We start from the raw sequence: 13,713 nt of genomic DNA, 5'->3' as shown, positions 1-13,713 counted from the left end.
GAGCGCTGTCAGAACTTTCCGGCGATGGCCTGGGCGAGGTAGAGGGCATTCCGGGACGTGTCGGCACGCTCGGTGTGGACGACCACCATGACCTTCCCTGTGGCGAATGCGAAGGCCCAGTCGCGTGCGCCGTGTTCCCCGCCGAACTTCGTGCGGTAGCCGATCCCGGTGACGCCGCGAACGACGTTGCGCTGGGTGTACTCGCTCGTCCCGGCCCGTGCGGTCAGCACCATCGCGTTGAACGCGGCCGCAGCACTGGTGAAGGTCAGCGGACGGATGTCGGCGGTGACGTCGTAGGGCGGGTTCGCGAAGTAGAAGCGGCAGCCGATCGGCTTCTGATCGGTGAGCAGCGTGGTGCGGCCGACCCGGTTGCCCTCGATGTCGGCGACGTTCGCCGCTGATGTCGGGTCGATGTTCAGGCCGGCCCGAATGTAGGGACAGCGGCCCTCCTTCTCGCCCTTCGGAGCCTTGCTGCCTGGCGGCAACGGCGCGACGTTGCTCGCCTTCGGCGGGCGGTAGTCGGCGCCCTCCGGCGAGCGCGTCGCCGTGACGGTGCTGGTCACGGTCCGCTCGCGGGTCGGCGCGGGCTTCGCGGCCGAGGTGCAGCCCGCGACCGCGAGCACCAGCGTGGCCGCCCCCACGGCCCGCCCCACGGTTCGGCCCCGACGGATGGTCACCGCGGCCGCCCGGCCGCGACCGTCGCCGCCTGCAGCGGCAGCGTGTCGTCGAGGGGAGCGAGCTCGACGTCGGCGCCGCGGCGCCGGTACGCGCGCTGCAGCAACTCGTCGGCGAAGCGTGGGCTCTTGGCGAGCACCGGGCCGTGTAGGTAGGTGCCGATCACGTTGTCGCGCACGGCGCCCTCGGTGCGGTCCCGACCGTTGTTCCCCCGGCCGGTCTGCGTGCGGCCGAGGGGACGGGCGTCCGAGCCGAGGGTCGTCAGCCCGCTGTGGTTCTCGTAGCCGACCAGCCGGCCGGCGTCGAGCTCGCCGGCGGTGTCGACCCAGTTGTTGCCGATGAGGCGTTCGCGCTGCCCGTGGGTGACGACGTCGAGCACACCGACGCCCTCGATGCGGCGCCCCTCGTGGGTGACGAACTCGTGGCCGAGCATCTGGAAGCTGCCGCAGATCGCCAGCATCACCACACCGTCGTCGGCCATCGCCCGCAGCTCGGCCCCCCGGCCGACGAAGTCGGCACCGATGTCGCCCTGCGCGGCGTCCTGACCGCCGCCGCCGAGCAGGATGTCGGCGTCAGCGGGCATCGGGTCGCCCACGCTGACCGGGACGACGGTGACGGGCAGGTCCCGCCACTGCAGCCGCCGGCGCAGGACGAGCACGTTGCCGGTGTCGCCGTAGATGTTCATCTCGCGCGGGTACAAGTGGACGAGCGTGAGGGTCGGCGTCGTCGGTGTGCCGGTCACTGCGCGACTCCGATGCGCTGCAGCACCGCGTGCAGGGCCCACATCGCGGTATAGGTGCTGAACACGACCACGGCGCCGTCCGCCGGGACCGCGCGGACGGCCGAACGCAAGGCCTTCTCGAGATCGGGCTCGACCTCGTCCGTGGCGACGTCGTCGTAACGCAGCCGCACCGCCATGTCGGCCGCCCGCGTCCCCGACGTCGAGCGTCGCGAGGACAGCTGCGCGAGCGCGCGGAAGTCGACGTCCCACAGCCACGACACGTCGCGACCGTCGGCGTAGTCGTCGTTGATCACGACGACGATCGCGTCCGGGGTCGCGGTGTCGAGGATGCGCAGGCTCTGCCGGAAGCCGGCCGGATTCTTCACGAGCTGCAGCTGCACCCGGCGACCGTCGACGGCGAAGGTCTGGCCGCGGCCGAAGGCGGGCGACACCTTGCCCAGGCCGGTGAGCACCGTGCTCTCGGCCAGGCCGAGCGCGAGGCCCAGCGCGGCGGCGCCGCAGGCGTTCTGGGCGTTGTGCGGCCCCTCGGCCCGCAGCACGACGTCGTGATCCTGTTCGTCGATGCGCAGGGTGAGGGCCGGCCGGTCCGGCGCCGGCAGCGCCTGCAGCTCGACGGCCGCGGGCAGGTCCGACACGTGGACCGGGCCGCCGTAGAGCTCCTCGTCGTTGGGGAAGAGCTCACGCAACGGCGGCGCCACCCCGTAGTACGACACGGTGGCCGACGTGCGCGCCGCGAGCGCGGCCACCCGCTGGTCGTCCCGGTTGAGCACCGCCGTGCCGGTGGTCGCGGCGGCGACCCGGCCCAGCAGCCCGGCGGTGGTGTCGATCTCGCCGAAGCGGTCGAGCTGGTCGCGCATGACGTTGAGCAGCAGGCAGTGTCGCGGCGCCACCCGCTCGACGAAGCGGACCGCCCAGGCCTCGTCGAGCTCGAAGACGGCGACGTCGTAGCGCAGCCGGCCGGACCACGACGCGTGCTCGACGGTGGCGGTGATGGCGCCGCGCACGAAGTTGGAGCCGGTGTCGTTGGTGAGCACCCGGAACTGCTCGCCCAGGACGGTCGCCACCATCTTGGTGGTCGTGGTCTTGCCGTTGGTGCCGGTGACCACGACGACGCCCTCGGGCAGCCCGGCCATCGCGCGGGCGAGGTAGCGCGGGAAGACCTTCTCCACCACCAGGCCGGGCAGCGCGTTGCCCCGCCGGCCGATCAGGCGCAGCGCCAGCAGCGTCAGCTTCCCCAGCCACACGGCGAGCACCTGCATACCGAGCACGGTACCGAGCCCCGAACCGACCCCGGGACGCCGACGGGGCGCGCCGCGACGTGCGCGACGCGCCCCGTGGGACGAGGAACCGACTAGCTGCGCTTCAGCGCGGTCAACCACTTCGGGTTGGGCGCGCCGACGCCGGTCACGTTGTCGTAGCCCTTGGCCAGCTTCAGGCTGCTGTCGCGGTTGAACAGCCGCACCGAGTAGAGCAGGCCGCCCTTGGCGTCCTCGGAGTTGGCGTAGTCGACCCGGACGACGCCGGCGTCGGGCGGGGTGCCCTTCACGTCGGTGAACGCGGTCGTCTTGTTCGCGTAGATCGTCGGGTTGAGCAGGCCGATGCCATTGCCGCCGTTGTTCTCCAGCGACAGCGCGGTCAGGCCGGCGAACAGCGGGGAGGCGAGGCTGGTGCCGCCGATGCGGTACTCGTCGTACTGGACGCCGGTCGTGAAGGTCTGCGTCTGCCCGACGAGCATGCCGGTGTTGGGGTCGGCGTCGAGCCCGATGTCCGGCGTCTGCCGGTACGGGCTGGTGGTGGCGCCGTCCTGGTACTCCGGCCGGTTGAACAGCGCCGACGAACCGCCACCGGCTCCGGAGGTGAAGCCGATCGAGCTCCACTTGTTGTTCACCAGGTTGAGCTTCTCGGTGCCCCAGCCGGTCTGGAAGAGCAGCTTGCCGTCGGCCCCGATGGCGTCCGACGTCCCGCCCACGCTCGTGACGTACGGGTCCGAGGTCGGGTAGTCGGCCTGCTTGAGACCGCTGTTGGCGAGCTCGTCGCCGTTGTCGCCCGAGGAGAACAGGAAGCTGATGCCCTCCGTGGCACCCTGCAGGAAGACCGCCTCGTAGGCGGCGACGTTGTCGGCCGACTCGTTCTGCTCCAGGTCGCCCCACGAGTTCGAGACCAGCTTCGAGTCGTTGTCGTCGACCACCTGGGCCAGCGTGTCGAGGAAGTCGGCGTCGTTGCAGCTGGCCGAGGCGTAGTAGTGGATCTTCGCCTTCGGTGCCATCGCGTGGACGGCCTCGACGTCGAGGGTCTCCTCGCCGTACCAGCCCGACGCGTCACAGGCCGTCTCGTCGGTGAAGGCGCTCGGCTGGGTCTGGTAGAGCTGGCCGCCCGTGTAGGCCGCGTCGCCGTGCTCGGCGGCGTAGCGCTTGGCGTCGGCGGCGATGGTCGGCGAGGCGTAGGCGTCGGTGATCGCGACGGTCACGCCCTTGCCGGTGAGCGTCGTCGTCCCCTCGTACGCGGTGCGGTACTGCGGACCGGTGTAACCGCAGGGCGCGTAGGACAGCGTCGTGTTGTCGTACTTTGGCAGCTTGGTCTTGAAGTCGGCCTGGTAGGTCGCCTTGACCTGGCCGTAGTAGCGCGAGCACGGCCGCGCGTTGCGGAAGCCGGTCGACGGCGGCGCCGACTTGGTGCTCGCGGGCGCGTTGCGGCGCGGTGTGGTGTCCAGCCCGCTCACGGTGAGGACGGCGGACTTCACCGAGGCGGGCACCGCGAGCGTCTTGCCCGGAGCGCTCACCGTCCTGCCGTCGTGCCGGTAGCGCTCGATCCGGGTGTGGAACGCCTGCTCCGCGGCCTTCGTCGAGCCGGTCACCGTCACGTAGCGTTTGCCGGCCGATGCAGCGCCGACGTGCAGGCCCTGCGAGCGCAGGTAGGACGAGACGGCGCGGACGCTGCCGTCGGTCGGCGCGAAGCGGGCCCGGTACTGCGCGGCGGTCAGCACCTTGCCGTACTGGGCGTTGCCGGGCGTCGCGATCGCGGTCGCGGTGCGCTTGAGCGCGGCCAGGCCGCCCCGCGGCGCGAGATAGACCCGAGCCTGCACGGCGGCGGAGTCCTTGGCGTGGCCGAGGTGCTTCGCGTGTGCCGTCCACGCCGGCTTGGTGTGCGGCACGGCCTGGGGCGTCGGCGCGGCCGATGCGTCCCCCGCCGCGGCGACCGCGGCCGCGAGCACCGTGGTAGCGGTGATCGTGGCGGCGGTGATTCCGCGTCTGTGCATGCTTCCTCCACTCGTGATGGATCGCCGGATGCGCGCACTTATGCCGCGCACATCGCATGAACCTAGGCCGCGGCGTCCGCGCGCAGGGCGTTTCACCGTGGTCAATTCATGCCAATGCCGGCAAGACGGGTCATCGGTCCTGAGGCCTGTGACGGCTTTGCTTTACAGCGACTTGAGGGCGCAACTACCGTGAGTCGACCCGCGTGACATGGCGTGACCGTTGGAGGCTGGCCGGATGGATACCGCCCCATCGCGCGCGGCGGCCGGCGCCACCCGAACGGTCGGCATCTCCTACCTGCCGATCCTGGACGTGGCCCGCGGCATCGCCGCCGGTTACCAGGCGCAGGTCCGGGTCGACGGCCCGCAGCAGCTCGACCCGCAGCTGCGGGCGCCGGACGACGCCGAGCGGGACGGTTCGCTGACCGCGCGGGCGGTGACCCTCGCCCTGAACGCGGTGCCGACCCTGCCGACCAGCACGTTCCTCGCGGTGCCGGTACCGGCCCGCGTCGCCGCCCTGCCCGGGGTGCGCGCGGCGCTCGACGCCCGCGACAGCCTGCGCGGGATCGTGCTGGACATCGCCGGCTTCGACGGCGGCGTGCCCATCGGCGACCTCGAGTTCGTCCTCGCCCACTACCGGGAGCGCGGCGCGCTCGTCGCGGTCGGTGGGCAGGGTGCGTCGCAGCCCGAGCTCACCAGCATCGTGCGGCTCAAGCCGTCGATCCTGCGGCTCGGTCGTGACTGGGTGCGCGGGGTCGACCGGTCGGACAGCAAGCGGTCGGCGGTCGAGATCATCGGCCAGCTCGCGAGCCAGCTCGACGCCTGGATCCTCGCCGAGGGCGTGACGACGCCGGCCGAGCTGCGGGCGCTTGCGAGCCTCGCCGTGCCACTCGTGCAGGGCCCGCTGGTGGGCGAGGCACGCGAGTTCTGGCCCCCGGTGGACGTCTCGGCGACGTCGGCGCTGCCCGCCCGGCCGGCTCGCGGCGCGGACGCGGGGGACGGCGTCCTGCGCTCGCTGCTGCAGCAGGCCTACACCGCCCGCGACGCCGTCGCCGCCGCGTCGGTGCTGCCCGAGACCACCGGCTTCGACGTGGTGATCGTGGTCGACGACGACCAGCGTCCGACCTCGATGCTGGAGCACGGTGGTGCCGCGACCTGGGAGGCCTCCGACGTCCTGGTCGTCGACGTCGACAGCCCCGTCGCCGACGCGGTCGCCCGCGCGATGTTGCGCCCGCGCGCCGGCCGGTTCGCCCCGCTGGCCTGCGTCGACGACGCCGGTCGCTTCGTGGGCATCGTCCGGCTCGAGCGCGTGCTCGCCCACCTGACCCGCGCCACCCGCTCCTGACTCCGGCATTCGGCGCCGACACAACTTGTCACGAGCGCGCCAGATCGGTCGACAGGACGTCCCACAGGCGCTGCCGCCAGGTGTCCGGGTCGCTGGGTCGTGGCTCGTCCATCGCAACGCTCGGATCCGTCACGCGGAACGGGGCGAGGACGTGCGCAACGCCGGGCGCAGGGCGTCGGAGGCAACTCATGATCGGGTCGCGGATCGGTGACCGGTAGAGCATGAACAGGTCCACCTCGTCCTTCAGGACGGGGCCGAGCGAAAGCACCTGGTCCCGAAACCTCAGGTAGTCGACGAGGTCGGTGGCCGAGGGGAAGGCCGCGGCGACGGTCAGCAGCTGGTGCAAGGGGATGATGGCGGTGTCGGGCCGATTCGAGAGGATCGGGCGAACCACATTCGCGTCCCAGACCGCGCCGCCCGACGTGGTGAGCACGACCCCGACGCCGTAAAGGTCGGCCCAGTCCGCCGGTGAGACCGAACCACATCCGGTCGCCAGCGGCGTTCCCGAGCGCGCGCCGTCGAGACGTTTCGCCAACTGCCTGACCACGGAGCCCGCGGTGTCGGTGAATGCGTTGACGGCTGTGTGCGGGGCCCGCTGGGTGGAGTAGGCCTTGCATTCGCCGAGCAGCAGGACCTCGTCGTCACACACGGCGAGGTCGACCTGACCACCGTCGGTCGCGGACAGCCGCACGGCGAGCGGGCCGGGGAGTTCTCGCGCGTCGCCGAGAACCTGAGCGAGACAGCGCGACACGATCCGTTCGAACACGTCACCACCGACATCGGGATGCCGACCGACGAGCGCAGACACGAAGGCAGTGTCCAGCCCCAGCAGGCATTCGCGCTGGGCAGCGGGAACTGGACGTCCCTGTACGAGCACCAACGGGAAGGAGTCCATGCGGTGGTCGTGGATCAACGTCTCGAAGGTCCGCCCCGGCAACCGCGGGGCTGCCACGAACTCCAGCAGATGGCGCGCATCCGCACCGAGCGGCGGCACCGAGGGTGGCCACTCCTGACCCCACTCGGCGATGTGATCGAAGGCCTCGTCGATCGCAGCACGCGTCAGCCAGGGCGTCGCAGCCGAGTCGATCGCTCCCTCGGCGACGAGGTCGGCGGCACCGTGCAGGACCATCCGGGCGACCCAGTGGAAGCGGACCTCCATGGGGAAGATCCGGCGCAGCGACTCGGCGTCCGGCGCCAACTGCAAGGTCAGGGGCAGCCCGTCTTCGACCTCGCGGAACGCCGGAAGCCATGAGGCCGCAGCCACCCACCGACCGCAGAGCCGGTAGTACTCGCGCACCGCTCCCGCATCGGTGGACGCGCCGTGGGCACCGGTCCCGAGAGTCCAGTGGAACCGGTTCAGCCCTGTGACGTCCAGAGCCGCTCGGCTGTCGTGGTCCACAGCCAGCTCGTGCAGGCGGGAGGACAGCAGCACTGACGGGTCCAGGGCACCGAGCAATTGGTCGATCTCCGTCGCGGAGTTCTGACGCGCCTTCGTGAGCAGGTCAGCCGCCTCGGCGGCGAGGCCACGGTCTGCCGGGCGCTCCAGAGCCGTGCTGACGACCCGGGCGACGTGCTCGGGCAAGGCCTGCGTCAGCGCCTGGCCCACGGAGTACGCCGGCTCACTCATCCCAGACTCCGCTCGACGCCGAGCGGACGCGGGACAACCCGCCGTTCCCTCTCGGTCCAGGGCACGACGGCGGCAGGACGCGGCGGGTTGGGCACCGCGACGTTCTCGGTGGAGACGAGGGGAATCGAACCCCTAACCCCCGCCTTGCAAAGGCGGTGCTCTGCCAATTGAGCTACGTCCCCGGGGCGGCCCGCGTCAGCGGGACGCGTCGGCCGTCGCCTCCCGCCAGAGCGCATCGGTGTCGGACTGGGCGGCCTGGCGACGGCGGAGCGTCGCCGCGGCCGCCGCGGCGACCGCGGCGGCGAGGAGGAACGGCTTGGTCATTCGCACCTCCTCACGGTACGTGACGTACGCGTCCCGTGAAGGACGCGCCGACGCGGTGGGCCTGGGAGGACTTGAACCTCCGGCCTCATCCTTATCAGGGATGCGCTCTAACCGCCTGAGCTACAGGCCCGCGAAGGCGACACGTGAGCTTATCGCAGCACGCGGCACCGGTTCTGCACCGGCCCCACCGGCCATGGGGTCAGCGCTCGGAGAGGGTGACCTCGACGCCGCCGACGAGGTCGGCGCAGAGGTTGTAGACGACCGAGCCGATCGTGCTGAGCGCGATGAACAGCACGATGTTGACGACACCGATGATCGCCGCCCCGCCGAACACGACACCGGCGGTGACCGGGGCGTTCGAGCCGGGCCCGTTGAGCTGGACCACGGTGTCGTTGATCTTGCCGATGATGCCGGCGGCGTCGAGCACGCCGAACAGCACGCCGACCACGATCAGCCACACGAAGAACAGCGCGATGGACAGCACGCAGGAGAACTTGAGCACCGTCCACGGGTTGATGTGGCGCAGCTGCAACCGAGCCCGGCGCGGGCCGCGCGAGCGGGCCGTGCGGGCTCGCTGCTGGCCGGAGCGCGTGCCCGTGCCGGCGGCCGGGGTCGTCGTCGCCGGCTGCGCGGGAGCGTTGGCCGGCGGCGCCGTCTTGGGGAACGCCGTGCCCGTCACCAGCGGCGGGATCGTCCCGGTGGGGGCGTCGGCGTGCACCTGGCCGCCGTAGGCGGGGTTCTGCGCGACCGGCGCGTTGCGGTTGCCCGCCGCACCGGCGCCGTCACTGCCCGACGAACCCCACCGGACCGCTCCGGTCGGGGTGGAGTCGGCGTCGGCGGGACGCCCGGATGCGGAGCCGAAGTCCGTCGTTCGTGGCGCCTGCCCGCTATGGGGCGACTGCGTCATGCTCTACGTCCCTTCGTGTGCGGCGCGTAGTCGCCTACGCCCGGGCGCCTCGTGCACGCGCCCTCCGCTTCCGTCTCGTCGTCGTGTTCGGCGGCTACTCCTGCTCCTCCGGCTCGTCCGCGTTGCGAGCGATCGCCTTCACGGTCACGCCGTCGGCCAGGTTCATCAGACGCACGCCCATGGTCTGGCGCTGTGCCCGGCGAACCTCGGCTGCCTTGGTCCGAATCACCACGCCCTCGGAGGTGATGGCGTAGATCTCGTCCCTGGGTCCGACAGCAACCGCGCCGACGAGCCCACCTCGTGTGGACACGATACGCGCGGTGAGCACGCCCTTGCCGCCTCGACCCTGGACGGGATACTCCTCGATCCGCGTCCGCTTGGCGTATCCACCCTCAGTGGCGACCAAGATTTCGGCGTTCTCGTCGTGGACGACCTCCATCGCGAGGAGTTCGTCACCGTCGTTGAAACGCATGCCGAACACCCCCGACGTGGCACGGCCCATGGGGCGCAGGGTGTCGTCGTCGGCGGTGAAGCGGATCGACATCGCCTTGCGGCTGACGAGCAGCAGATCCTGCTCGGCGGAGATGAGGGCGGCGTCGATGAGCTCGTCGTCCTCGCGCAGGTTGATGGCGACGATCCCGCCGGTGCGGTTGGAGTCGAAGTCGGTCAGCTTGGTCTTCTTCACCAGACCGTGCTTGGTGGCCAGCACCAGGTACGGGGCCGCCTCGTAGTTCTTGAGCGTGATGACCTCGGCGATCTCCTCGCCGGGTTGGAAGGCGAGCAGATTCGCGACGTGCTGCCCCCGCGCGTTGCGGTTCGCCTCGGGCAGCTCGTAGGCCTTGGCGCGGTAGACCCGGCCCTTGTTCGTGAAGAACAGGATCCAGTCGTGGGTCGAGGTGACGAAGAAGTGCGCGACGATGTCGTCCTGCCGCAGCCCCGCTCCCTGCACGCCCTTGCCGCCGCGCTTCTGCGCGCGGTAGAGGTCGGTCTTGGTGCGCTTCGCGTAACCGGTACGGGTGATGGTGATGACCACGTCCTCGCGGGCGATGAGGTCTTCCATCGAGACGTCGCCGTCGTGGGGGACGATCACGGTGCGCCGGTCGTCGCCGTACTTGTCGACGACCTCGTTCATCTCGTCGCGGATGATCTGCCGCTGCCGGCCCGGCTTGGCCAAGATGTCGTTGTAGTCGGCGATCTTCGCCTCGATCTCGGCGGCCTCGTCGATGATGCGCTGCCGTTCGAGGGCGGCGAGCCGGCGTAGCTGGAGGTCGAGGATCGCGGTCGCCTGCAGCTCGTCGATCTCGAGCAGCTCCATGAGCCCCGTGCGAGCGCCGTCGGCCGACGGCGCGTTGCGGATGAGGGCGATGACCGCGTCGAGCTGGTCCAGCGCCTTGAGCAGCGCACGCAGGATGTGGGCGCGTTCCTCGGCCTTGCGCAGCCGGTACCGGGTACGCCGGACGATGACGTCGATCTGGTGGTCGACGTAGTGCTGCACGAACTGGTCGATGCGCAGCGTCCGGGGCACGCCGTCGACGATGGCGAGCATGTTGGCGCCGAACGTGGTCTGCAGCTGGGTGTGCTTGTACAGGTTGTTCAGCACGACCTTCGCGACCGCGTCACGCGACAGCGTGATCACGATGCGCATGCCGACGCGGCTGGAGCTCTCGTTGTGGATGTTGCGGATGCCGGCGAGCTTGCCGTCCTTCACCAGGCCCGCGATGGACTCGAGGAGGTTGTCCGGGTTCACCTGGTAGGGCAGTTCCTTGACCACCAGGATCGTCGAGTTCTTCTCCTCCTCGACCTCGACGACGGCGCGCATTCGGATCGAGCCGCGGCCGGTGCGGTAGGCGTCCTCGATGCCGTCGCGGCCCACGATCAGGCCGTGGGTCGGGAAGTCCGGCCCCTGGATCAGCTCGATCAGCTTCTCGAGCAGCTCGGCGGCGTCGGCGTCCGGGTGGTCGAGGGCGTAGGTGACGCCGGCGGCGACCTCGCGCAGGTTGTGCGGCGGGATGCGGGTGGCCATGCCGACCGCGATGCCCTCGGAACCGTTCACCAGCAGGTTCGGGAAGCGGGCGGGCAGGATGACCGGCTCGGTGGTGTTCCCGGCGTAGTTCGGGACGAAGTCGACGGTCTCCTCGTCGATGTCCTGCAGCATCGCCATCGCCAGCTGCTGCAGCCGGCACTCGGTGTACCGGTAGGCCGCGGCCGGGTCGTTGCCCGGCGACCCGAAGTTGCCCTGCGGGTCGATGAGCGGGTGCCGCATCGACCACGGCTGCGCCATGCGCACGAGCGCGTCGTAGAGCGCCGAGTCGCCGTGCGGGTGGTAGTTGCCCATCACGTCGCCGACGACGCGCCCGCACTTGACGTAGTTGCGGTCGGGTCGGAAGCCCGAGTCGTACATGCCGTAGAGGATCTTGCGGTGCACCGGCTTCAGGCCGTCCCGCACGTCGGGCAGCGCCCGCCCCACGATGACCGACATCGCGTAGTCGATGTAGCTGCGCTGCATCTCCGTCTGGATGTCCACCGGCTCGATCCGGTCGAACCCCGACGTGTCGGTCGTGTCGGTCATTCAGCAGCCTTTCGCGAGGTGCACGTGGTCGAGCGGCTCGAACGCGGACTAGATGTCAAGGAATCGCACGTCCTTCGCGTTGCGGATGATGAACGAACGCCGCGCCTCGACGTCCTCGCCCATGAGCACCGAGAACAGCTCGTCGGCGGTGGCGGCGTCGTCGAGCGTGACCAGCCGCAGGATGCGGTTGGCGGGATCCATCGTCGTCTCCCACAGCTCGGTCGCGTTCATCTCGCCGAGGCCCTTGTAGCGCTGGATCGCGTCTTCCTTGGCCAGCTTGCGGTTGCCCTCCTGGCCGGCCTGGATCAGCGCGTCGCGTTCCTTGTCGGAGTAGGCGTAGTCCGGGTCGCCCTTCTGCCACTTGATCTTGTAGAGCGGCGGCGCGGCGAGGTAGACGTGCCCGGCCTCGATCAGCGGACGCATGAACCGGAACAGCAGCGTCAGCAACAGCGTGGTGATGTGCTGGCCGTCGACGTCGGCGTCGGCCATGAGCACGATCTTGTGATAGCGCAGCTTCGACAGGTCGAAGTCGTCGTGGATGCCGGTGCCCAGCGCGGTGATGAGCGACTGCACCTCGTTGTTCTTCAGCACCCGGTCGATGCGCGACTTCTCGACGTTGATGATCTTGCCGCGGATCGGCAGGATCGCCTGGAAGCGCGACTCCCGGCAGGACTTGGCCGAGCCACCGGCCGAGTCGCCCTCGACGATGTAGAGCTCGCTCTCCCCGGGATCGGTCGAGCGGCAGTCGGCCAGCTTGCCGGGCATCCCGAAGGTGTCCAGCGCGTTCTTGCGGGCGAGCTTGCGCGCCTGCTGCGCGGCCTTGCGGGCCCGGGCGGCCTGCGTCATCTTCGTGACGATGGTCTTGGCCTCGGTCGGGTTGCGGTTGAACCAGTCCTCGAGCCACACGCGGCTGGCCGACTGCACGAACGTCTTCGCCGCCGAGTTGCCCAGCTTGGTCTTCGTCTGGCCCTCGAACTGCGGCTCGCCGAGCTTGATCGAGATGATCGCGGCGAGGCCCTCGCGGATGTCGTCGCCGGTCAGCCGGTCTTCCTTGGTGTCCTTGACCATCTTCTTCTCGACGGCCCAGTTGTTGACGACGCCGGTGAGTGCCGCACGGAAGCCCTCCTCGTGCGTACCGCCCTCGATGGTCGCGATCGTGTTCGCGAAGGTGTGGACGCTCTCGGCGAAGGACTTGTTCCACTGCATGGCGATCTCCACCGACATCGCCTTGTCCTTGTCCTCCTCGGCGAAGTAGATGACGTCCTTGTGGATCGCTTCCTTGTCGCTCGTGCGGTTGATGTGCTTGACGAAGTCGGCGATGCCGTTCTCGTAGCAGTAGACGACCTCGCGCGCCTGCTTGGGCTTGACCTTGGCCTCGGTCGAGCCGATCTGCGCGTCGTCCTCCTCGACGATCTCGTCGACCCGCTCGTCGCGCAGGACGATCGTCAGTCCCTTGTTCAGGAACGCGTACTCCTGGATGCGACGGCGGATGGTCTCGAAGTCGTACTTCGTGGTCTCGAAGATGTCCGGGTCGGCCCAGAAGGTGACCGTCGTGCCGTGCTTCTTGGACGCGTCGCCCTTGTGCAGCGGCGCTGCCGGCTTCTGGTCGACGTAGGGCTGCGACCACACGAAGCCGTCGCGCTCGATCTCGACCTCGAGCCGGTTGCTGAGCGCGTTGACCACCGAGACACCGACACCGTGCAGGCCGCCGGAGACGGCGTAGGCCTTGCCGTCGAACTTCCCGCCGGCGTGCAGCACGGTGAGGATGACCTCGACGGCCGGCTTCTTCTGCGTCGGGTGCATGTCGACCGGCATGCCGCGGCCGTTGTCCTTCACCCGGACGCCACCGTCGGCGAGCAGCGAGACCTCGATGCGGTCGGCGTGGCCACCGAGGGCCTCGTCGACGGAGTTGTCGACGACCTCCCACACCAGGTGGTGCAGTCCGCGGGCCGACGTGGAGCCGATGTACATGCCGGGGCGCTTGCGCACCGCCTCGAGACCCTCGAGGACGGTGATCGAGCTGCCGGTGTAGGCGTCCTTGGCGGCCTTGCTCTTCGGGGAACTCGTCGCGGGACTGCTGGTCACGAACACGACCCTTCTCGCCGCTGCGTCGGCGCTCCTGGCTTGCCTGGGACCGGGGCCGGACCCGACCCCCGGGGGCGGTCCGGACGCGTCTCGCGTACCCCGGCAACATCGTTCAGTCTAGCCGACCGCGGCGTCACGCGACGCCGCCACGCGGGCTCAGTCGCCCGCAGAGCGATCGCACACCCC

The 13,713-nt window shown here is 70.1% G+C and carries 10 protein-coding genes and 2 tRNA genes; 1 reads left to right on the top strand and 11 read right to left on the bottom strand.

Annotated features, from left to right (window positions below):
• Positions 1 to 8: 8 nt before the first annotated feature.
• The 4 genes from BUE29_RS08310 to BUE29_RS08295 form a co-directional block, all read right to left on the bottom strand.
• Positions 9 to 677, bottom strand: coding sequence for a hypothetical protein (locus BUE29_RS08310; protein ID WP_143168067.1), 669 nt, complete (start codon positions 675 to 677; stop codon positions 9 to 11).
• Positions 674 to 1,417: a type 1 glutamine amidotransferase gene (locus BUE29_RS08305; protein ID WP_073388480.1), complete on the bottom strand. Its 744-nt coding sequence runs from the start codon at positions 1,415 to 1,417 to the stop codon at positions 674 to 676. Before BUE29_RS08305 ends, BUE29_RS08310 begins: the two co-directional genes overlap by 4 nt.
• Positions 1,414 to 2,676, bottom strand: coding sequence for a Mur ligase family protein (locus BUE29_RS08300; protein WP_073388477.1), 1,263 nt, complete (start codon positions 2,674 to 2,676; stop codon positions 1,414 to 1,416). Before BUE29_RS08300 ends, BUE29_RS08305 begins: the two co-directional genes overlap by 4 nt.
• A 92-nt stretch (positions 2,677 to 2,768) precedes the next feature.
• The gene (locus BUE29_RS08295) at positions 2,769 to 4,673 is read right to left on the bottom strand and encodes a S53 family peptidase (RefSeq protein ID WP_084180842.1); all 1,905 of its coding nucleotides are present in this window, start codon (positions 4,671 to 4,673) and stop codon (positions 2,769 to 2,771) included.
• A 235-nt stretch (positions 4,674 to 4,908) separates the two neighbouring features.
• Between BUE29_RS08295 and BUE29_RS08290 the strand changes: the two genes are divergently transcribed.
• Positions 4,909 to 6,015: an EAL domain-containing protein gene (locus tag BUE29_RS08290; protein ID WP_073388476.1), complete on the top strand. Its 1,107-nt coding sequence runs from the start codon at positions 4,909 to 4,911 to the stop codon at positions 6,013 to 6,015.
• 28 nt (positions 6,016 to 6,043) lie between these two features.
• Here BUE29_RS08290 and BUE29_RS08285 read toward each other — a convergent pair whose 3' ends face one another.
• The 7 genes from BUE29_RS08285 to gyrB all read right to left on the bottom strand — a co-directional run bounded on the left by BUE29_RS08285 (position 6,044) and on the right by gyrB (position 13,527).
• On the bottom strand, positions 6,044 to 7,642 hold the full coding sequence (locus BUE29_RS08285) for a hypothetical protein (RefSeq protein ID WP_073388475.1): 1,599 nt from the start codon (positions 7,640 to 7,642) through the stop codon (positions 6,044 to 6,046).
• A 109-nt stretch (positions 7,643 to 7,751) separates the two neighbouring features.
• Positions 7,752 to 7,824 (bottom strand) — tRNA-Ala (locus BUE29_RS08280).
• Positions 7,825 to 7,837: 13 nt separating this feature from the next.
• A complete protein-coding gene (locus BUE29_RS23080) occupies positions 7,838 to 7,966 on the bottom strand; it encodes a DLW-39 family protein (RefSeq protein ID WP_234971396.1) in 129 nt (42 codons plus the stop codon).
• A gap of 56 nt (positions 7,967 to 8,022) precedes the next feature.
• A tRNA-Ile gene (locus BUE29_RS08275) sits at positions 8,023 to 8,096 on the bottom strand.
• Between the two features lie 69 nt (positions 8,097 to 8,165).
• A complete protein-coding gene (locus tag BUE29_RS08270) occupies positions 8,166 to 8,873 on the bottom strand; it encodes a DUF3566 domain-containing protein (protein WP_073388474.1) in 708 nt (235 codons plus the stop codon).
• 94 nt (positions 8,874 to 8,967) lie between these two features.
• Positions 8,968 to 11,442, bottom strand: a complete 2,475-nt coding sequence (gyrA, locus tag BUE29_RS08265; RefSeq protein WP_073388473.1) for a DNA gyrase subunit A — start codon at positions 11,440 to 11,442, stop codon at positions 8,968 to 8,970.
• Between the two features lie 48 nt (positions 11,443 to 11,490).
• Positions 11,491 to 13,527: a DNA topoisomerase (ATP-hydrolyzing) subunit B gene (gene gyrB, locus BUE29_RS08260; RefSeq protein ID WP_073389566.1), complete on the bottom strand. Its 2,037-nt coding sequence runs from the start codon at positions 13,525 to 13,527 to the stop codon at positions 11,491 to 11,493.
• Positions 13,528 to 13,713: the final 186 nt, after the last annotated feature.

This window comes from Jatrophihabitans endophyticus, assembly GCF_900129455.1.
Lineage (GTDB): Bacteria > Actinomycetota > Actinomycetes > Mycobacteriales > Jatrophihabitantaceae > Jatrophihabitans > Jatrophihabitans endophyticus.
This window is presented reverse-complemented; position numbering and strand designations above follow the sequence as displayed.